5 protein-coding genes are annotated in these 23,022 nt (G+C 68.5%); all 5 read right to left on the bottom strand.

Annotated elements, in window-relative coordinates; all coding sequences use genetic code 11:
• Positions 1–22: 22 nt before the first annotated feature.
• From AB0P21_RS00905 to AB0P21_RS00885, 5 genes are read right to left on the bottom strand one after another with little or no spacing between them, the layout of a single operon-like run.
• Positions 23–7,873: an amino acid adenylation domain-containing protein gene (locus AB0P21_RS00905; protein ID WP_363692754.1), complete on the bottom strand. Its 7,851-nt coding sequence runs from the start codon at positions 7,871–7,873 to the stop codon at positions 23–25.
• Entirely contained in the window at positions 7,870–9,576 is a 1,707-nt protein-coding gene (locus tag AB0P21_RS00900) for a carbamoyltransferase N-terminal domain-containing protein (protein ID WP_363692753.1), read from the bottom strand. Before AB0P21_RS00900 ends, AB0P21_RS00905 begins: the two co-directional genes overlap by 4 nt.
• The gene (locus AB0P21_RS00895; RefSeq protein WP_363692752.1) at positions 9,573–15,059 is read right to left on the bottom strand and encodes an aminotransferase class III-fold pyridoxal phosphate-dependent enzyme; all 5,487 of its coding nucleotides are present in this window, start codon (positions 15,057–15,059) and stop codon (positions 9,573–9,575) included. Before AB0P21_RS00895 ends, AB0P21_RS00900 begins: the two co-directional genes overlap by 4 nt.
• A complete protein-coding gene (locus AB0P21_RS00890; RefSeq protein ID WP_363692750.1) occupies positions 15,052–19,344 on the bottom strand; it encodes an amino acid adenylation domain-containing protein in 4,293 nt (1,430 codons plus the stop codon). The genes AB0P21_RS00895 and AB0P21_RS00890 overlap by 8 nt, the downstream gene beginning before the upstream one ends.
• Positions 19,341–22,979, bottom strand: coding sequence for a condensation domain-containing protein (locus AB0P21_RS00885; RefSeq protein WP_363692748.1), 3,639 nt, complete (start codon positions 22,977–22,979; stop codon positions 19,341–19,343). Before AB0P21_RS00885 ends, AB0P21_RS00890 begins: the two co-directional genes overlap by 4 nt.
• Positions 22,980–23,022: the final 43 nt, after the last annotated feature.

The following is a 23,022-nucleotide window of genomic DNA, read 5'->3' as shown; positions in this document are numbered from 1 at the left end:
AACTTTCGGTGATTCCATCGGTTCATTCATTGGTCGGCCCGGTGACTACTCGCCGCATCCTCGCGCCGGGCTTGGGAAGCGCCGGTGGGCTGCCCGGGTCCTTGCCGCTGCTCTCCGGGACCTGGCCGACGCTGATCGGCTGGTCAGGATCCGCGGTCAGTTGCCCGAGCAACAGGCCGAACCGGTCCGCCAACGCCTGGACCAGGTCGTGGTCGAACAGATCGGTGGCGTACTCGATCACGCCGTCGATCCCGGCCGGCGCCCCGTCCGGTCCGTACTGCCCGCCGAGCAGGAAGTTGAGGTCGAACTTCGCCGAGATCCGGCCCGGGATCTCGACCTGCTCGACCTGCAGGCCAGGAAGATCGAAGGCGGCACCGGCATTGGTGTTGAAGGACAACATCACCTGGAACAACGGATGCCGCGCCGAGGACCGAGGCGGATCGAGGATCTCCACCAGCCGCTCGAACGGCAGGTCCTGGTGCTCGAAGGCGCCCAGGTCCGTCTCGCGGATCCGGGTCAGCAATTCCCGGAACGTCGGCTCCCCGGAGACGTCGGTACGCAGTACCAAGGCGTTGATGAAGAAGCCGACCAGGTCGTCCAGCGTCTGGTCGGTACGCCCGGCCACCGCCGTGCCCAGCGGGATGTCCGTCCCGGCACCTGACCGGGACAGCAGCACCGCCAGCGCAGCCTGCACCACCATGAACGGCGTCACGCCCGACTGGCGTGCGACCTTCTCGATCCGCGCATGCACCTCCGCGCCGATCAGGACAGCCACCTCGTCGCCGCGATGGCTCGAGACGGCCGGTCGGGGCCGGCCGAACGTCCAAGGCAGCTCCTCCGGCAGGCCGGCCAACGCTTCGTGCCAGTACGCCGACTGCCGGGCCATCAGGCTGCCCGGGTCGTTCTCCGCTCCCAGCAACTCGCGCTGCCAGAGGCCGTAGTCGGCGTACTGGATCGTCAGGTCGTCCCATTCGGGCTCCAGACCGGCCAGCCGCGATTCATAAGCAGCAGCGAGATCCCGGCCGAGCGGGCCGACCGACCAACCGTCGCAGGCGATGTGATGCAGGAGCATCACCAGCACGTGCTCATCGGGTCCGGTAGTGAAGCCGTGCAAGCGGACGGGGATCTCGGAGGCCAGATCGAACACGTACCCCGCTGTCGCGGCGGCCCGGGCTTCTACCTGCCCGGCATCCACCTCTGTCCAGACCAGTGGCAGCTTGACCTCGTCGGCGGGCACGATGCGTTGCAGCGGCGCACCATCCACCGCCGGGTAGACGGTGCGCAGGATCTGGTGCCGCCGCACCACATCGTGCAGCGCAGCCGCCAGGACGGACCGGTTCAACGGTCCGGAGAGACGGAGCACCAACGGCATGTTGTACGCCGTACTCTCCCCCGCCAACTGCCCCACGATCCAGATCCGCTGCTGGGCGAACGACAACGGCGTCGGCTCCGGCCGGACCCCCGCCTCGAGCGTCGGACGCGAAGTACCAGCAGCGCCCAGGACTCCAGCCAGAGCTGCCACAGTCGGCGCCTCGAACAGCGCCCGGATGCTGAGCTCGACCCCGAGCAACACCCTGACCCGCGCAACCAGCCTGGTCGCCAGCAGGGAGTGTCCACCGAGCTCGAAGAAGTCGTCGTCGACGCCCACTTCGGGCAGCTCCAGGATTTCCGCGAACGCGACGCACAACAGCTCTTCGGTCACCGTCGCCGGCGCCCGGCGGGTCGAGACAACGGCGTAGTCCGGCGCCGGGAGCGCCTTCCGGTCCAGCTTCCCGTTGTTTGTCAACGGCAACCGATCGAGCACGACGACCGCGGCCGGCACCATGTACTCCGGCAGCAGCGTCCCGGCATGCCGGCGCAGCAGCCCCGGCAACCGCGCGACATCGTCCGGATCGAGATCCGGCGCAGGCACCACGTAGCCGACCAGCCGCTTGTCGCCCGGAGTGTCCTCGCGGGCGTGGGCAGCGGCGTGCGCAACTCCGGAATACCCGGCCAGCACAGCTTCCACCTCACCGACCTCGATCCGGAAACCCCGGATCTTCACCTGGTCGTCGGCCCGGCCAATGAACTCGAGCGTCCCGTCAGCGCGCCAGCGAGTCAGGTCGCCGGTCCGGTACATCCGTTCGCCGGGCTCGCCGAACGGACAGGCGACAAATCGCTCGGCGGTCAAGCCTGGCCTGTTCAGGTAACCCCGGGCCAGCCCAGGACCACTGATGTACGCCTCCCCTGTCACGCCCGGCGGCACCGGCTCCAACGCGTCGTCGAGAACGAAGACCCGCATCGTGAAGGTCGGGCGGCCGAGGATCGGCTGCGGCGCGGTCCGGGGGTCGGCGAAGACCTGGTAGACCGTGCACTCGGTTGGCCCGTAGAAGCTGAAGCCCTGGACGCCATCGCCGGCCGCGCCGAGCCATTCCCACAACGGTTGCGGCACTGCCTCGCCACCGACCGCCAGTAGCGACGGGAGCGGTCGCCCGCCGTCGAATAAGCCGCCTGCAACCGCGGATGCCATGTGCGAGGGGGTCAGTTCCAGGAAGTCGACCGTGTGCTCGTCCAGCCAACTGCCCAGCAGACCCACGTCGGCGAGCGTCTCCCGGCCGACGATGTGCAACTCGTGGCCCTCGGTCAGAGCCGACAGTTGGTCCCAGACAGCGTCGAACGAGATGGAGGTGGTGAGTGCTACCCGCAGCGGCCTGCTCTGCGCGACTTCAGCAGCGCCGAAGACCGCCTTGCGGTGAACCGCCAGGAAGCTCGTGATGCCATGGTGCGGCATCGCCACGCCCTTCGGGGTGCCCGTCGAGCCGGAGGTGTAGATGACGTAGGCGGGATGGTCCGGGTGCAGCGGGGCGGTGCGGTCGGCGTCGGACGGGTCGGTGACCGGCTTCGCGGCGAGCTCGGCACGGAATACCGGCTCGTCGAGGACCAACAGCGGCGCATCAGCCGGTAGCCGGTCGACGGTGTCCCGCCTGGTCACCACGTACGACGGCCGCGCGTCCTCCACCATGAACCGCATCCGGTCCACCGGATACTCGACATCGATCGGCAGGTACGCCGCTCCGGCCTTCGCCACCCCGATCAGGGCGACGATCAGGTCAGCCGAGCGGGGCAGGCTCAGGGCGACGACCGACTCCGGGCCGACGCCGTGCTCGATCAGATGGTGAGCGAGCTGGTTGGCCCGGGCGTTGAGCTCGGCGTAGGTGAGCACATTGCCATCAGCAACAACTGCGGTCGCCGCCGGAAGCCGGCCGACCTGGGCCTCGAACAACGCCGTCAAGGTGGTCGCCTCGACCGGGCCACTCGGCTCGTTCCAGGTCTGCAAGACCTGCTTGCGCTCCACCTCGGACAGCACCGGGATCCGGTCGACCCGCTGGTCGGCGTCGGCGGTCACCGAGTCGAGAACGCGCGTGAAGCGCTCGGCGATCCGCTCGACGCTCTCGCTGTCGAACAGGTCGATGGCGTACGTGAGGTCACCGGTCATCCCGGCGGGTCGGCCGTCCATGTCGAAGCGCTCGGCCAGATCGAAGGCCAGGTCGAACTTCGCTGCCGGTTCACCGTCCGGCAGCAGCCGGGTGGCCACGCCGGGCAGGTCGAGCACCGGATCTGCGTTGTTCTGCAGGGCGAGCATCACCTGGAACAACGGGTGGCGGGCCATCGAACGGACCGGGGCCAGCTCCGCGACCACGCGCTCGAACGGCACATCCTGATGCGTCAGCGCGTCCAGCGTCGTGTCGCGGACCCGGCCGAGCAGGTCGCGGAACGACGGTCCGCCGGACAGATCGGTCCGCAGTACCAGGGTGTTGACGAAGAACCCGACCAGGTCGTCGAGCGCGGTGTCGGCGCGCCCCGCGGTCGGTACGCCGATCGGGATGTCCGGCCCGGCGCCGAGCCGGGACAGCAGCACGGCCAATGCGCCGTGCAGCACCATGAACGGTGTCGTCCCCTCCCGCTGCGCCAGCTCGGCAACCTGCGCGTGAATCGCAGCGGGGACGTCGAGCCGCACACTCGCGCCCTGATGAGTCGCCACCGCAGGACGGAGCCGGTCGACCGGCAATGCCAACTCCTCCGGCGCCCCTGCCAGCACCTCACTCCAGTGCGCCAACTGCCGGCTCAGCAGGCTCTCGGGATCCTCCGCCGAGCCGAGCAACTCTCGCTGCCAAAGCGTGTAGTCGGCGTACTGCACGGGCAGCGGCGACCACTCCGGCCCCCGGCCCGTACGCCGTGCCGCGTACGCCGCCGATAAATCCTGCGCCAGCGGAAGCATCGACCAGCCGTCGCCGGCAATGTGGTGCACCAGCAGCACCAACGTGTACTCCGCTGAGCCGGTCTCGTACAACCAAGCCCGGAACGGCGTCTCGGTCTGCAGGTCGAAGCCGTGGCCCACGGCATCGGCTACTAATGCATCAACTCCGGACGCGGCAACCTGGTCGGCCCGAACCACCGTCAGCACCTCGCCAACCGGCAACACGCGCTGGCAGGGCTCACCATCAACCGACGGGAAGACAGTACGCAGTACTTCGTGGCGCTCGGCAACATCCCGGAACGCCGCGGCCAGCGCGTCCTGGTCGAGGTCGCCGGACAGTCCGATCACCGCCGGCACGTTGTAGGTCGCGCTCGGCCCTTCCATCTCGCCCAGGAACCACAGCCGCTGCTGTGCGGACGACAGCGGCATCGGGTCGGGACGTTCCGCGGCGACCAGAGCCGGCCGCGACGGCTCGGCGCCGACCAGCGCCGCGGCCAGAGCCGCGACCGTCCGAGTCTCGAAGACCGTGCGGATCGTCGGCTCGAACCCGAGGACCGCCCGGATGTAGGCAACCAATCGGACAGCCAACAGTGAGTGGCCGCCGAGCTCGAAGAAGTCGTCGTCGACCCCGACCTCGACCAGACCCAGCACCTCGGCGAAGGCGAGACACAGCGCCGTCTCATCAGCGGTGGACGGCGCCCGGCGGGTGGAAGCGGCCGCATAGTCAGGCGCAGGCAAGGCGCGGCGGTCGAGCTTGCCGTTGCTGGTCAACGGGAAGGCGTCCATGACGACAACCGCCGACGGCACCATGTACTCCGGCAGCAAGGTGGCGACGTACCGCCGCAGCAGGCTCGGCAAGTCGGCCTCGTCCTGACCAGCGGCCGGCACCACGTAGCCGACCAGCCGCTTGTCGCCAGGGAGGTCCTCGCGAGTCAGGAGCGCGGCTCGCGCCACGGCCGGATGCCCGGCAAGAGCCGTCTCGATCTCGCCCAACTCGATCCGGAAACCACGGATCTTCACCTGCGCATCGGCGCGCGCCAGATACTCCAGGCTCCCATCGGCACGCTGCCGCCCAAGGTCGCCGGACCGGTACATCACCTCGCCGGGCGCGCCGAACGGGCAGGCCACGAAGCGCTGGGCGGTCAGCTCGGGACGGTTCAGATAGCCGCGCGCGACCTGCGGACCGGCTACGTAGATCTCTCCGGCAACGCCAGGTGGCACCGGCTGCAGGTGGTCGTCCAGAACGAAGACCGCGAGGCTCGGCAGCGCAGTACCGATCAGGCTGCGGGTAGGAGAACTAGCCACCAGTTCGCGGTCCAGCGCCAGGAAGGTCGTGTGCACAGTGGTTTCGGTGATGCCGTACATGTTCACCAGCCGCGCGTGGCTGTCCGGGTAGCGGCGGTACCACTCCTGGGCGCGCTCGAGGGACAGCGCCTCACCACCGAAGACGATGGCGCGCAACGCCAGCTCCCGCGGCTCAACGCGGAGCAGTTCGTAGAACGCCGACGGGGTCTGGTTCAGCACCGTGACCCGCTCGGTGGCCAGCAGTTCCAGCAGGTCTGATGGGGATCGAGTGATCTCCGACGGGACCACAATCAGCTTGCCGCCGTACAGCAGCGGGCCCCAGAGTTCCCACACCGAGAAGTCGAAGGCCAGCGAATGCAGCATCACCCAGACGTCGTCGGCGCCGAACGCGAACTCGTCCTGGGTGGCGGTCAGCAGGCTCACGACGTTGCGGTGCGGGACCATCACGCCCTTGGGGTCGCCGGTCGATCCGGAGGTGAAGATGACGTACGCCGGGTGCTCGGGTCGCAGCGGCGCGTTCCGTTCACCGTCGGCGAGGTCGTGCGCCGGCTGCGCCGTCAGGGCTGCGTCCGCTGTGTCCATGACGACAACTGGGCGGTCGTTGGCCGGTACGTCTACCCCGGTCGTGGTGATCAGGGCTACCGGCGCGACGTCGGCCAGCATCCGCTCGATCCGCTGCGGCGGGAGACCGAGGTCGATGGGGAGGTAGGCCGCGCCGGACTTCAGGACGGCGAGCACCGCGACGATCATATCCACGGACCGAGGCGTGAGCACAGCGACGTACTGCTCGGGACCGGCGCCGTGCCCGACGAGTACGCGGGCGAGCCGGTTGGCGCGAGCGTTCAGTTCGCCGTACGACAGGGAATCGGTGCCGCAGGCAACTGCCACGGCGTCCGGGGTGGCACGGGCCTGCGTCTCGAACCAAGCAGGCAAGGTGACGTCCGGGACCTGCCAGGAGTCGTCGGCCGGGCGGCTGAGCAGGGCGCGTTCCGGGTCGGTCAAGACGTTCACCAGGCCGACCTCGCAATCCGGATCGGCGACCAGTTGCGCGATCAACCGGACCAGCCGGGCGGTCAGCACCTCGATGGTCTCCTGGTCGAACAAACTGGTGGCGTACTCGACCATGGCCGCGATCCCGGCCGGCTCCCCCGCCGGTCCGCGCTGCTCGCGGAACTCGAAGTTCAGGTCGAACTTGGCCGTGTCCCAGGCCGGCAGATCCAGCTCCTCGACCCGCAGACCAGGCAGGTCGAAGGCGATCCTGCTGTCCGTCTCGAACGCCACCATCACCTGGAACAACGGATGGCGGGTCAACGACCTGGGCGGATCGAGAAGCTCCACCACCCGGTCGAACGGCAGGTCCTGGTTCTCCAGGGCGGACAGGTCGGTGTTGCGGACCTGGGCCAGCAGGTCGCGGAAGGTCGGGTTCCCGGAGAGGTCGGTCCGTAGTACCAGGGTGTTGACGAAGAGCCCGACCAGGTCGTTCAGCGCCTCGTCGGTTCGCCCGGAGACCGGCGTACCCAAAGGGATGTCGGTGCCCGCGCCCAGCCGGGACAGCAACACCGCGACTGCGGCGTGCACAACCATGAACGGCGTCACGCCGGTCTCTCGGGCAAGCTCTTCGATCCCCGCGTGCACCGAAGCCCCGATCGCCAGCGGAACCTGAGCGCCGCCGTGGTCCGGACTCAGCGGACGCGGCCGGTCGAACGGCAGAGCCAGCTCGTCCGGCAGGCCGGCCAGCGCTTCCCGCCAGTACGCCGACTGCTTGGCCTGGATGCTGCGTGAGTCGTCCTCGGCCCCCAGCAACTCGAGCTGCCAGAGCGTGTAGTCGGCGTACTGGACCGGCAGCTCCTCCCAGTCCGGCGCCGTCCTGGTCAACCGGGCCGCATAGGCCGCTTCGAGATCGCGACCCAACGGGCCGGCGGACCCGCCGTCACAAGCGATGTGGTGCACCAGCAGGACCAGCACGTGCTCGTCCGGCGTCACCGAGAACCCCCACACCCGCACGGGCAGCTCGGAGGCCAGGTCGAACACGTACCGACTCGCCTCGACTGCCAGCGCGGTCACCTCCGCCGCGTCGGCCTCGGCCCACGCGATCGGCAGCACCACCTCGTCGACCGGCAGGATCCGCTGGACCGGCTCGCCGTTGGCGGCCGGGAAAAGCGTCCGCAGACTCTCGTGCCGCCGTACGACGTCGAGCACTGCCTGCTGGAGCGCCGGCCGGTCCAGCGCGCCCGAGATCCGCAGTACCCACGGTACGTTGTAGACCGCGCTCGGCCCCTGCACCTGACCGGTCAGCCACAACCGCCGTTGCGCGAAGGACAACGGGATCATGCAGAGCCCTTCCGGTAGAGCAGCCCCTCGCTCCAGACCTGGTCGAGGTGACCCCACTCGATCGCCGACGTCACGTCGGGGAAGAAGCTGCGGCCGTTGTAGTTGGCGCTGGTGTTGCACAGCACCGGGATCCCGCTGACCCGGTGGTACTCGCGCAGGATCGTGTGCAGGTTCGCGTCGTCGGACTCGTTGACGGTCTGCAGCCGCGCGGTGCCGTCCAGGTGCATGATGGCGGGGATCCGGCTGACCCAGTCCGGCCGGACGTCGTGCTCGAACAGCATGTGCGGGTCCGGAGTTCCGGGATCGAAGATCGTCGGGGCGTGCTCCTCGAGACAGATCGGCGCGACCGGCCGGTAGTGCTCGCGGTTCTTGACGTCGTTGAGCAACTTCTTCATCGACTCTTCGACCGCCGGGGCGATGATGCTCCGGCCGCCGAGCGCTCGCGGTCCCAGCTCCGCGTTGCCGTGCAGGACGACCACCGGCTTGCCCGTCGCGTGCAGCATCCGGGCCAGCTCCTCCGGCGTACAGGGCGAGGCGCTCCAACCGGCAGGCACCTCGGGCGTCGGCTCGAGCGCCGGACCGAGGCGGGTGTTCCACTCGATCGGCCGCAGACCCTTGCCGCCGGCGGCGGCGAGGCACGCCGTACCGATCGCGACGCCGGAGTCGTCGGGGAACGGCGGTACGTACATCTCCTTGATCGTCGGGTGCGCCCGCAGCGCGCTGTTCCACTTGATGTTCAGCGCGCAGCCGCCGGCGAAGGCGAGGTTCCAGGCGCCGCCGCCCTTCCACTGCTGGATCTTCCGGGTCACCCGGTCGATCAGCAGCTCCTCGATGAAGGTGTGCACGCTGGCCAGCACGTCCTCGTCGGAGAACCCGATGCCGGTCGTGCGCTGCTGGACGGACGAGAGGAACTGGTGCACGTAGGCGTGCGAGGGCTCACCGGTGCTGCCGCAGCCGATGATGGTCTCGCGGAACTTCCGGACCCGCGGCGAGTCGGCGTCGAAGTACTCGTGGAACTCCTCGCGGAAGACCTGCTTGATGTCTTCGCGCGACTTGCCCAGCGCGATGTAGGCCATCATCTTGCCGGCCACCGACAGGTCATCGACGTTCTGCGACTTGTTGGTCCGCTTGAACGGACCCCAGTACTGCGAGGTCATCGAGTAGGTGTGGCCGATCAGCGGGAACGCCTCGCCGCCCGGCTCGATCCGGCCGTCGGCGTCCACGCAGTACAGGCGCGGGAAGCAGCCGCCGTCCCAGACCAGGACCATGGCCGGCTCGCCGCGGACGGCGAACGGGCTGGTGCAGTACGCCGAGGCTAGGTGGCCGGCCACATGCACGTAGCTGTCGTAGTCCAGCTCCTCGCCGCCGATCGAGATGCGGCCGCGATAGCCGGGCTGTCCCGGGTCGGGCACCAGGTCCGTCTCGCGGTACGGCGCGACGATGATCTCGGTCCGGGCGCCGCTGGAGAGCACCGGGACCACGCTGTTCCCGGCGCCGTCCCAGCCGTCCAGGGCCCAGTGGCCGATGTCGCCGGGGGCGAGCCCGAACTTGGCCATGATCGTGACCAGGTCGTCGAGCTCGTCCACGTTGCTGTACCGCGGACCGTTGGCGATCTTCTGCATCTCGATGTTGCACACGAGGCGGTTCTCGTCGAGCAGCGCGATGCCGCCGCTCTGGGTGAGCTTCAAGCCTGCAGTGATCATGATGGCGCGTCTCCCGTTAGGTGGTTCCGGTCGTGGGTCAATTCGTTCAGCGGTCGGTCGGAGTCGGTGACCAGTGCGCTCAGCAGGCTCCGGTAGTACTGCGGAAGGTTCGCGGCAAGCTCCTCGGTCAGCAGGTCGGCAGCCAACTCGACATCGCAGCGGTAGCCGTCTGCGCCCTCGACGATATTCAGCGCGAGCGGATGACCGGTACGCCGACTCGGCAACGGGCCGGCCTCGGACACCGCCAAGCCCTCCAGCGGCGGCACCTCCACCTGGCGGTAGAACGAGATCGAGGTGGTGAACAGGTCGCTGCGCAGGCCGGCGCCGACCGGCGCGAGTTCCGCGATCAGGTTGGCGAACGGGTACTCCTGGCTTTCGAGCCCGGTCACCAACTGCTCCAGTACCTCGGCCACATAGTCCGCAGCCAGGACGCCGGCCGGCATCCGCAGGCGCAGTGGCAGGAGGTTCGAGCAATAGCCGACCACGTCATCCAGCTCTGGTGGACGGCGAGCAGAAGCGACTGGGACAACCAGGTCGTCCTGTCCCGTCACCTGGTGCAGCACGGCTCCCCATGCTGCGACCAGGTAGGCGAACGCCGTGACGCCCTGTTCGCGTGCAGAGTCGCGCATCTGGTCGCAGAAGGCTGAATCGAGCAGGAAGCTGTGCCGCACTGCGCGGTACGGGAACGCCGCCTGTTTGCCCGACAGCGGCAGCTTCGGGGTTGGGGCGTCCTTCAGCAGACCGTGCCAGTACTCGCGGTCCTCGGCTGCTACTGGGCCGGTAGCCACCCGGTCGTGCCAGGCGACGTAATCGCGGAACTGCACTGGTGGTCGCAGGTCGGCGCTGGTCCCCCGGGAGCTTGCGTTGTAGAGCTCCGCGAGGTCGTTGACGACCACACTGAACGACCAGCCGTCGACTGCCGCGTTGTGGGCCGACAGCAACAGCAGGTGCCGCTCCGGCGCGGTGCTCACCACCGCGGCGCGGAACACGGGTCCGTTGGTCAGGTCGAACTGCAGGTCTGCCCAGCTGTTGCGGAAGGCTTCGAGTTCGTTGTCCGTTTGGCAGTTCGCCTCCAGCAGCACGTCGGCTGGTGCCAGGTCTGCTGCCGGGTGCACGGTGAGCGTCCGGCCGTCGACGCCGAGTGTGCTTCGCAGCGCCTCGTGCCGCGAGACCACACCCAGCACCGCGCCGCGCAGCGCGTCGCGATCCAGCGGTCCGTCGAGCCAGAACCCGACCGACATCTGGTACGCCGAATCGCCGGCTTCGTCGAGCGCCACCAGCTGCCGCTGCGCCAGGGTGCTGACCGACTTGGCCGGTTTTAAAGCCACCGCACTCGATCGGCTTTTGCCGAGTACACCGTGTTCCCGCAGCTCGCCGACGGAATCGCGCACGGCGGCCCGGATGTGATCGAGATCGGCCTGCTCGTGCGCCGTGGACAGGAAGAAGTTCCGCATCTCCCAGACAAAGACACCCCGGTCGAGCAGATTGAAGTACAACGGATCCAGGTTCTGCTCGTGCTCGAACCGGAACATCGACGAGAACCGCCGCACCTCGATCGGCACCTCGAGCTCACGGAAGTCCGCGGCCAGCTGAGCCGTGAACAACTCGGTCTTGCGGTCGAGATCGCGTTGCAGAGCAGGGCCTTCAGCGCGCAGATGATCCAGCACCGCCTTCGCCGCCACCATCGACAGCGGGTGCTGATTGAAGGTCCCCGCGAAGAAGGTGGAGTCGGCCGACGGCCCGGAGTCGTCGCCGAAGCTCCAGACCCCACCGTCGATCGCGTCCATGATCCCGCCCCGGCCGGCGATCACCCCGAGCGGCATCCCGCCGCCGATGATCTTCCCGTAGGTCGCCAGATCCGCCTCGATGCCGTAGAGGCCCTGCACCCCCGCCGGGTGACAGCGGAAGCCCGTCACCATCTCGTCGAAGACGAGCTTCGTGCCGTGCCGCTGAGTGATCTCCCGCACCCGGCGCAGGAACTCGGGATTCTGCACGCCCGGGTTGCGCAGCGCCACCGGCTCGGTCAGCACCGCCGCGAGCCGCGAACCGTGCTTGTCGATGTACTCCAGCGCCTCGTCGCTCCCGAACTCGAGCACCTTGAGGTTCTGCACGGCCGCAGTCGGGATCCCCGCAGTACTGGGTCTGGTGCCCAGCTCGCCGTTCTCGTACGAGGCTGCCGCGAGCACGCTGTCGGCGTGTCCGTGGTACGCCGTGGAGAACATCACCACGTCGTCGCGACCGGTTGACACCCGGGCGATCCGCAGTGCCGTCATCACGGCTTCCGTGCCGGTGTTGAGGAAGGCGACCCGCTCCATGCCGGTGAGTTCGAGCAGCCCGGCCGCGACCTCCTCGACCAACTCGGTGCGCGGCGCGAGTACGAACCCGAGGTCGAGGCGTTCGCGCAGCGCCGACATCACCATCGGCGGGTTGTGCCCGAGCAGATGAACGCCCCAGCCCATGGTCAGGTCGACGTACTCGTTCCCGTCGACGTCCCACAGCCGCGCACCCTCGCCCCGGTCGGCGACGATCGGGTACAGCATCTCCTTGGTGGTCGGCCGGAATCCGATCGACGACCGGCTGTCGGCGACCAACAGCCTGAACCGCTGCGCGAACTCCTTGGACCCCTTCGTCCTGGTCCCGAACCGATCGGCGAGAAGCTTGAGATAGGCGGCCCGCTGCTCGGTCTCCACCAAGCTCGCGCCACTCCGCGCGCCCGGTGCCAACGGGACAGTCGACCGAGCTGGGACAACAGGTTCAGTGACTGGCTGTGGGGTAGGCGCTGCTTCACTCGAGGTACTGCCAGCCAGCACATCCAGCTGACGCCGCATCACAAGTAGCTGCTCGGCGATCAACCGCTCGACGGCCGACGAAGTACCAGTTGGCTGCTCGACCACCACCGGCGAGGGAACTGCTACCGCCTCTGACTGCGTTGCCTTAGGCAACCGATCGGCCGGCGCGTGGTCAGCGACGTACGCCGCCAGCCGGGCCGGTGTCGGCACGTCGCCGAACAGCTGCCGCAGCGCGACCTTGCAGCCGAACCGGTCCTCCACCTTCCGCAGCATCCCGAGCAGCGCCATCGAGTCCACGCCGAGCTCGGCGAACGAAAGGTTCGGATCCAACTCGTCCGGCTGGAGATCGAAGTACTCGCCGACCATGGCAACGACGTCCTTGAGTAACGGCTCCACGGTCTTCTCCTCGCGGTTGATCACAGCATCGGCGTCCGAACCCGGATCAGGCTCATCGATCCGCAGCCGCACGCTGTTCAGCGGATGTGTCGGCAGCGGAACCCGCCGAGGCTCGTCTCCGAACCACCCGGACCAGTCCACCGGCACACCAACGGTCCACAGTCGCGCCGCGTCGTGCAGCAACCGCTCCACGGGCGTCAGCGCAGCATCAACCGCAGGCATATCGCCGATGGTGAGCACCACGGCGCCGTCCGACGTGAAGCTCCGGTCTCCCTCCCACACGTCCCGCGTCCAGTGCAGCGGATCAAGTGCCCGAGACTCCGGCAGCTCACCACCGACAACAGCCGACAGGATCGGAATCCGCGGGACTCGCGGCCGCAGTACGGGCGGCTCTTCACGCAGCCCCGCCTTCCAGGACAGCAGCCCCAGTACGTCGGCCTCGTCCAGCACCCCGCTGAAGCACGCCGCGAGCACCTCGCCGACACCTGTCCCGCCAACGCTCTCCGGCCGAGCGCCGGATTCAGCCCACAGCGTCGCGAGCACCTGGCCGGCAGTCACCCGAGCAGCCAGCGGGTCCTCGGCGCAGATCAGCGCATCGTCGATGGACCGCTGCGCGATCTCGGCGACCGCCGGCAACTGCCCGGCCAACGCCCGGAAGTCCACCACCGAGACCTCACCGAACACGAACGACACCGCCGGCACCGTGGACACCTCGGCCGCCGCGTCGGCTCCAACCGCCGTCGAAGGACCCGCAGCCTTACCAGCCGCGAGTGCACGCAGCCCAGCGACGGCTGCCGCATGGTTGTCAGCGACAACAGCATGCCGCTGCCCAAACCCACGCCGCCCAGCCCTCAACGTATAAGCAACCGCCGCAAGGTCAGGAGCGTCCGCCCCCTCCAGCACATCAGCCAAACCACCAGCCAACTCACGCAACGCATCAACATTCTTGGCACTCACCGCCAGCACCCGCGGACCAGCAATCGGCACCGCCCGACCGGGAAGCACCGGCGCCTCCTCGAGTACGACGTGCGCGTTGGTCCCACCGATACCGAACGAGCTCACACCAGCACGCCGCGGCGTCGCCCCCGGCTTCCAAGCGGTCGTCACCGTGTCGATCCGGAACGGGCTCCCAGCCAGCTCGATCTGCGCATTGGGCCGGCTGAAGTTCGGGTGCCCCGGAATCTCCCGATGCTGCAGCGCAAGCAACGCCTTGATGAACCCCGCGATCCCCGCTGCCCCGGCAAGATGCCCGACATTCGCCTTCACCGATCCCAGCGAACACTCCCCCGGCCGAGCCCCACCTTCGGCGAACACCTCGCTCAGCGCGGCGAACTCGATCGGATCGCCCAGCACAGTCGCCGTCCCATGCGCCTCGACCAACGTGATGGTGTCGGCGTCCACGCCGGCCACCGCATGCGCCTCGGTGATCACCGCGCGCTGCCCCGCGAACCCAGGGGCCGTGAAGCCGATCTTGTCGGAACCGTCGTTGTTGACCGCCGACCCCTTCACCACAGCCAGGATCTGATCGCCGTCCTCGACTGCCTCGGCCAGCCGCTTCAGCGCGACCAGACCAACTCCATCGCCGAACATCGTGCCCGAAGCATCCGCATCGAACGGCCGACATCGACCGTCCGGCGAGAACATCATCCCCTCGCTGAACACGTACCCCGGCAAGCTGTTCGCGATCACCGAGACGCCGCCCGCCAACGCGATGTCGCACTCCCCCGCGACCAGGCTCTGCACTGCCGTGTGGACCGCGACCAGCGACGTCGAACACCCGGACTGCACGTTCACGCTCGGCCCGGTCAGCCCGAGCTTGTAGGAGATCCGGGTGGTCAGATAATCCTTGTCGTTGGCAATCATCATCTCGGTGCCGTCGAAGCTCAGCGGATCGCAGGCTCGGGCCACCACATTCGTCAGATACGTGTTCATCGATGCGCCGGCGAACACCCCGACCGACTGCTCATCCGCAGCGCCCGAGTAGCCGATCGTCTCGAGCAGCTCCCACGCGACCTCCAGCAGGATCCGCTGCTGCGGATCGAGCAGCTTGCCCTCACGACGGGTGTAGCCGAAGAACTCGGCGTCGAAGTCGAACGCGTCCGGCAGCACAGCGGATCGCCGGACGTACCGCGAGTCATGCAGTACCCGCTCCGGTACTCCGGCCGCTGTCAGCTCAGCATCCGTGAACGTCGTCAGCAGGTCGTCGCCGGCCAGCAGCCGACTCCAGAACTGCTCCAGGTCAGGCGCACCGGGGAACCGGCCGGACATCCCGATCACGGCCACGTCGTTGTCAGACATTTTTCCCTCCCCGTCCCCGCGCGCGCAGTCGCGCACCGCGGACCGTGTCGTCAGCCACCGGGGCCGGTCGGCTCGCCGTCCGGACAACACCGGTGCCATCAGCAACAGGTTCGGCCGGCACCCGGGTGAGACGCGCGGCCAGACTGGCCACCGTCGGATACCGGAACAACTCGGACACCTTCAGCGATGGCTCGCCGGCCACCAATTGCTGGTGAACCTGCATCAGCAACATGGAGGTGCCGCCGAGGTCGAAGAAGTTGTCGTCACGTCCGATCCCTCGCCGCAGCAGGACTTCCTGCCACAGCGCGGCGACCCGTCGCTCCTGCGCGCTCAGCGTCACCACCGGACCCGAGTCGGTCCGCGTGACGGTCTTCGCGAACTGCTCGGCGAGCTGTTGGCGATCGACCTTCTGGCTGGCGTTGAGCGGGAACGCGTCGAAGAACCCGATCGCGGTCGGCACCATGTAGGGCGGCAACGACGTACGCAAGGTTGCCTTCAGCTCGTTCTCGACGGGCTGCTGACCGGCTTCGGGAATCACGCAAGCGACCAGTCGGCGGTCCGCGACGCCGGCTCCGACGACCAGCGCCGTCGACCGCCGAACCCCGGGCACCTTGTCCAGCTGGGCCTCGACTTCCTCCAGCTCGATCCGGAACCCGTTGATCTTCACCTGGTTGTCAACGCGGCCGAGCACCTCCAGGATCCCTTGGGAGTTCACCCGCGCCAGATCACCGGTCCGGTACAGCCGGCCGTCGGGCTCGAACGGGCTGTCCAGGAAGCGTTCCTTGGTCAGCTCCGGCCGGTTGACGTACCCGCGCGCAACGCACTGCCCACCGACATACAGCTCACCGCTGAACTCCGGCGGCACCTGCCGTCCCTGCTCGTCGAGCACATAGGTCCGGCTGTTTGCCAACGGCAACCCAACCGGTACGCCGGTGCCCGCGCAGTCCTCCGCCCGGATCGCCTGCGCTGTCACCCAGACCGTTGTCTCGGCCGGGCCGTACATGTTCCACAACGTGCCGCACCACTCGCGGGCGACCCGGGCCAGCGGCGCGGGCAGTTGCTCACCGCAAGAGAACACGTGCTGCAGCGCCAGGCCGGCCGGACCGTTCTGCCCCACCACAGCGGCGAGGCCATGCAGCGCCGACGGAGTCTGCACGATGTGCGTGACCTGTTCCTCGACCAGCAACGCGTGGAAGAGATCGGGCGATCGCGCCGAGCCCGACGGAACGACGACCAGGCGTCCGCCCGCGAGCAGCGTGCCCCACAGCTCCCAGACCGACAGGTCGAAGCCGGTCGAGTGGAACAGCGCCCCGACCGCGGTCTCGTCCATCACGACGTACTCGCGCATCGCCTCGATCAGGCTCAGGACGTTGCCGTGCTCGACGTCGATGCCCTTGGGCGTCCCGGTCGACCCGGAGGTGTAGACGGTGTAGGCCACATCGCCGGCACTCGGCAGGTCGCCAGGCTCGCCAGCTGGCGGCAAGTCAGTCTCCGGCATAACCAGCACCGGTACTGCGGCGTCGCCCAGCACCCCGACCAGCTCCGGCTGGGTCAGCACCACCCGGGATTCGCTGTCCTCCAGCACCATCTGGCACCGGGCCGCGGGATAGGACGCATCCAGTACGACGTACGCCGCACCCGCCCGCTGGGTCGCGACGATGGCGACCACTGTGTCGATACTCGGTTCGAGCAGCAGCGCGACGCGGCTGCCCGGCCCGACGCCCTCTGCCCGCAGCCGGGCCGTCCAACGTCCGGCCAGTTCATCCAGCTCGGCGTAGGTGAGCTGGTCCCCGGCGCAGCGCACAGCTACGCGATCTGGGTGCTGCTCAGCAGTCCGGCGGAAGCGGATCGCCAGGCTGTCGTCCGGCTCCACCGGCACGGTCGTGGCATGCCGATTGAGGTCATCGTCGACGCCGGCGAGGAGCGGCAGCTCCGCCACACTGCGACCCGGCCCATCGACTGCAGCTCGCAGCAGGGTCAGGTAGTGCTCGGTCATCCGCTGGGCCGCCGCGGCGGAGAAGACGGACGTGCGGTGCTTGAGCAGCCCGACGAGCCGGTCGCCGTCGTGGACGATCTCCAGCCCGAGTTCGAGCTGGTCCTCCTGCTGCACTAGGCGATACGGCGACGCGGTCAGCCCTGCCCAGTCGACTGCGGCGGCGCCCTCGTCAGCGACGTACAGGCCGGCGTGTGCTGGGTACTTGCTGGATTTCAAGTAGTTGAACATCGCCTGGAAGACCGGGTTCCGGTTGTCCACCCGCTGCGGGGCCAGTTCGCTGACGAGCAGCTCGAACGGGTAGCTCTGGTGTTCGAGGGCTTCCAGGACGGTCCGGCGGTTGTGGCCGAGCTGCTCGCGGAACGACTCGGCTGCAGTGAGGTCGGCGCGGATTACGACGGGGTTCACGAAGTTGCCGACGCTGTCGGCCATCGCGCGACCGGTCCGGCCCGCGACCGGGGCACCGACCAGCACGTCCCGCTGTCCGGAGTACCGGCTGACGAGGAGCTGGTACGCGGTCAGCAGCACCACGTACGGCGTGACGCCCTCTGCCTTGGCCAGTGCGACGACACCCTCGGCAAGCTCGTCGGGGATGGCGAACACGATCGATCCGCCCTCGTCGGCAGGCGCCGGGTCCAGGTCGAACCGCGGCCACTCGGTCGGCTCCAGCCGCCCGGACAACTGCTCGTGCCAGTAGGTGCGCGCTCTGACACCTCGACGGCTGGCGAGCTGCTCGGTCTGCTGTGTGACGAAGTCGCTGTACGGGACGTTGCGTTCTGACAGTTCTGCCGAGCGGCCTTCGGTGTCTGCGAGGTAGAGCTGTTCGAGCTCGGCCACGAGGATGCCGAGCGACCAGAAGTCACAGACCACGTGGTGCAGGGTCAGGAGGACGACGGCCTCTCCCGGTGCCACCTGATACACCCGCACCCGGACCAGCGGCCCGGACGCGAGGTCGAACGGCTCGCGGTGCGCGGTCCGCACGGCCTCATCGAGCTGCTCCTCGGTCCAGTGCCGGGCGTCCACGTCGGCGAAGTCGGGCTCAAGGTGGCCGTGCACGATCTGGCGACCGTCGGAGCCGCCGGTGCCTACTCGGCTGAAGGTGGTGCGCAGCGCCGAGTGCCGGGCGACCAGCGACTGAACTGCCCGGTGCAACGTCGCGGAGTCGAACCCGTCGGTGAATCGGGCGGTGAACGCAACGTTGTAGGAGGCGCTGTCCGGGTTCATCTGGTGCAGCATCACCAGCGAGCGCTGCGCGTACGAGAGCGGGTACTCGGTCTGCGCCGGCTCTGCTGTCTCGCTGCCGTCTACCGGCGGAACGATCGGAACGCCGGCCTCTTCCAGTCGGTCCAGGTGATCGAGAACTGTGTCCTGATCTGGGTTCCGGGCCGACAGACCCGGCAGCCACACCTCGGCGCCACTGGCCTGGGTCCGGCCTGCGGCAGTGAGTGCCCGGCCTGCTCCCACCTCGACGAAAACAGTGCAGCCGCTGTCGAGCAGCCGACGCAGGCCGGAGACGAAACGGACCGGCGAAGTGAGCTGACGACTCCAGTACTCCGCGCCGAGATCCGCGCTGGTTGCCCACGCACCGGTCAGGTTGAGAACCATCGGCACGGTCGGAGGCTGGTGAGTGATCCCACCGGCTGCCGCTGCGAGCGCCGGAACCGCCGGGGCGACCAGCGTCGAGTGGAACGCATGCGTGGTCTGCAGCGGGATGGTTGCCCAGCCCCGCTGTCCGAACACGCTCTCCAGTTCGGCAATCGCGTCATCCGTGCCTGAGACCGTGGCACGCTCCGGTCCGTTGTACGCGGCAACTGCTGCCGCGTCTCCCTGGGTCGCAACCAGTTGCTCCAGCTCAGCCAGGTCGGGACAGGCGACCGCGACCATCCGACCTGCACTGGGGACAGCTGCGAAAGAGTTGCCTCGAGCACTGACCAGTTCGAGCCCTTGCTCGACGTCGAACACCCCGGCCACGCAGGCGGCGGCGTACTCGCCGAGGCTGTGGCCGATCACCGCGGCCGGCGTCACTCCGCAGGAGATCCAGAACTCCGCCAGCGAGACCTGCAACAGGAAGACGGCAGGCTGAAGCAGCTCGGCCCGGGTCTGGGCGTCGGCGTCGGCAAACACGTCGAGCGGACCGACTCCGGTGAGGCGCCGGAAGGTGTCGGTGTGCCGGTCGATCGCGGCGCGGAACACTGGTTGGTCGCGATAGAGCTCGACCGCCATACCGGCGTACTCGGAGCTCTGGCCGGGGAACAGGAACCCGATCCGGGGCACAGCACCAGCCGCCGTCATGCGTTCCTTCGTCCGCGCAGCGTGGGCCGCGGGTTGGTCTCGGCGACAGTGAGCTGCGCCGCCAGTTCGCGGATCGTCTCCGCGTCGAAGACCGCGCGGACGCTGAGATCGCACGCCATCACGGCGCGGACCCGATTGGTCACCTGCATGGCGAGAAGCGAGGTCCCACCCAGCGAGAGGAACCCGTCGTCCGGGCGTGCCTGCGGAATGCCGAGCACCTCGGCAACGACCTCGCACAGCTGCTGCTCGCGAGGATCCGCGGGCGTCGCGGTCTCTCTCCTTGCGTCAGCTTCCGACGGCTCGACCTGCGGTGGTTTGCGGGCCGCCAGCGCCTTGCGGTCCAGCTTGCCACTGGCCGAGAGCGGGAACTTGTCGAGCAGCACGACGCGGTCGGGCAGCATCACCGAAGACAGGCTGGCCCGCAGGAAATCGCGGACGGCAGCCGTCGTCAAGCCTGCCTCGTGACCAGCCACTGGTACGACGTACGCGATCAGCTTTGACCTCAAAGTGTTCTCGTCGGTTGCGACGACGGCAGCGCCGACGATGCCGGGGTGCTCCGCCAGTGCGGACTCCACCTCGCCGGGCTCGATGCGCACGCCGCCGATCTGGATCTGGTCATCGACCCGGCCGAGGATCTCCAGCTGCCCGTCCGGACGCAGCCGTCCCTTGTCGCCGGTGCGGTACATGCGCTGACCCGGAATGTTCGTCAACGGGTCGGCGATGAACCGGACGCTGGTTTGCTCAGGCCTGCCGCGATAGCCGTGGCCGACCCCGGGACCGCCGATGAAGACCTCGCCGGCGAACAACGGCGGCAGCAACTGGAGCTGGTCGTCGAGGATGTAGAGCCGGGACGCTCCGGCGGCGCGGCCGGCCACCTCTCGCGGATGATCGCGGATCTCTGTCAGCGTCGACTCGATGGTGCACTCGGTCACGCCGTACGAGGTGAAGGCGAGCAGATCGGGCTCGTCCCGCAGGCTCTGCCACAACCGGTCGGACGCCTTCTCGTAACCGGTCACCAGGATCTTCGGCCGGTGCGGCAGCTTCAGCAACCCACCGTCGATCAGGATCTCCAACTGGCTGCAACTGACATCGAGCACGTCGAGCGCGTTCTCGGAATCATTGCCTCGGGCAAGGATCCTGGACGGGTCCATCCGTTCGTCGTCGTCGATCAGCACCAGCGTGTGGCCGAGTGCCGCCATCGCCATGCACTGGCTGATGAACGCGTCGAACGTCACCGTGCTGACGCCCGCGACGGTCGCCTGCCGACCCTCCGGCAGCCGCGCGTAGAGCGGCGCGAGCTGGGTGGTGGCGTGCGCGACCAGACCCGCCTGGTCCACGACTACACACTTCGGCTTCCCGGTGGAGCCGGAGGTGAAAACCACGTACGCCGGAGCAGCCGCCGGCCGACGTGTTGTGTCGACGGTGGAGTCGGCGCTGCCCATGAGCGCGGACACCGGGACCGTTTCGGTCTCCGCGAAGGACTCGTCCGAGATCAACAGCTCGGCGCTTGCCTCCTCGAGCAGCATCCGGCGACGTTCCACCGACTGCTGGGAATCGAGCAACAGAAAGGCCCCACCCGCACACCAAACGCCGAGCATCGCAACAAGCAGATCGGTCTGCCTCGGCAAACAGATGCCCGCCAACGTGCCGGTCCGCACCCCACGAGCCCGCAAGCCCGCAGCTATCGAACGTGCCCGGTCAGCCAACTCGGCGAAGGTGAGGCGCTCCTCCCCCGCCCGCACAGCCTCCAGGTCTGGAGTGGCCGCCACCGTGAGTTCAAAAAGCTCCCAGGCGGAGGTGCACTCCGCGCCGACCCCGCTGCCCACCGCATCACCGGCAACGCTCGAGGTGCCGGGCAGACGCTGCTCGGCGACCTCGCCCCACGCGCCGACCGCCGCATCGCGGGCGGTGCGCGCTGCGCCAAGAGCATCGGCGTCGCGCTGTGCGTCACGAGCGTCCGCGTCACGAGCGACCGCGTCACGCACCGCGTCACGAGCGTCCGCGTCACGCACCGCGCCACGAGCGTCCGCGTCACGCACCGCGCCACGAGCGTCCGCGTCACGCACCGCGCCACGAGCGTCCGCGTCACGCTGTGCGCTCCGCGCGTCAGTGGCGCGCACTGCGTCGCCTGCGCCGAGGGCCAGCATCTGCGCCCGTCCCACCTCGTCGAGCAGCGAGATGCTCCCGAGCGGCACCTCCGGTGTCCGGATCAGCGACCGCAGCAGCGTCCCGTACGCCGCCGCGAACGCCTGCATCACCGCATCGGAGAACCTCCGCCGGGCGTACTCGACGGTGATCCCGAGCTGCCCGGCCAGCCGCTGGACCCGCAGGTTGAGATCAAAGTGCAGCCGCGGTTCGTCAGCGTGATCCAGGACCGGCGTCACCCGCAGACCGTCCAGCACCCACACCTGGTTCGGATCGAGTGTGTCGTACTCGATGTTCGCCTGGAACAGCGGATTCCGGTCAGCGTCCCGCTGCGGCGCCAGCGTGTTGACGACCACCTCGAACGGCACGTCCTGGTACTCCAGCGCCTCGTGCACCGAGTCCTCGACCCCACCCAGGAACTCCGCGAAGCTCGGCGCCGGCAGCACCTGCGACCGCAACACCACCGTGTTGGCGAAGAACCCGATCGTCCGGAAGAAGTCCGAGTGCGGCCGCCCCAGCATCTGCGCGCCGACCGTCACGTCACTCGTCCCTGCCCAGCGCCCGAGCAGTACGAAGTACGCCGCGAGCAGCCCGGTGAACGGCGTGATCCGCCGCTCCTGACAGAACGCCTCCAAGTCACCCGCCAGGTCGTCCGCCAACGGCACCGCCAGCCGGCCACCGACAATCCCAGCCAACTCCGGCTCGCCGTCCTCAGGAAGCCGCGGCGGCTCGACACCCTCCAACTGACCACGCCAGTAATCCAGACCCTCGCGATCCACCCCACGGCTCTGCTCAGCCACGCAGAAGTCCGCGTACTGCGTGACCGGCGCCGCGAGGGCAGGCGCTTCAGGATCCGCGTACGCCAGGCGGAGCTCCTCGGCGAAGATCTGCGCGGAGATCTCGTCCTGAACGATGTGGTGGAAAGCAAACAGCACCAACTGCTGCTCAGCACCGATCCGGATCAGGGTCGTCCGCCAGAGGGGTCCCGAGGTGAGGTCGAACGGAAGGTTCGCCAGTCGCCGGGCTTCGGCGAGCGCCCAGTCACGCCGTACGTCGGGCGAGTCGCCCTCGGCCTCGACGACAGCAAGCAGTCCGGTGCGCTCGGCAACATCCGCCACGGGGCGCGCCACCCCGGCACCATCCTCCGCGTGGCGCAACACCTCGGCACCGTCCTCCGCGGGGCGCAGAACCTCAGCACCGTCCTCCGCGTGGCGCAACACCTCGGCACCGTCCTCCGCGGGGCGAACCACCTGGACGATGTCGCCGTCGCGCTCCAGGAACGTCGTCCGGAAGGCGTCATGGCGCCGGCGCAGCACCTCAAGCGCGCGCCCGAGCCGATCCACATCGAGGTCTCCGTCGACCGACAGCAGCGCCGTCCAGTTGTCGGTGGTGCTCTCGGGCTTCATCACCCACGCGAAGTACATCCGCCGTTGCGCGGACGACGCGGGAGCGATCAGGCCGTGCTCGTTCCCGCTGCGTGTTTCAAGCATGAAAGATCCCCCCACCGATCTGTTCTGTCCTCTTGCCCGGCAC

This window comes from Kribbella sp. NPDC056861 (genome assembly GCF_040687575.1).
Taxonomy (GTDB): Bacteria; Actinomycetota; Actinomycetes; order Propionibacteriales; family Kribbellaceae; genus Kribbella.
Note: the sequence above shows the minus strand (reverse complement) of the source record. Positions and strands in the feature narration are given on the sequence as shown.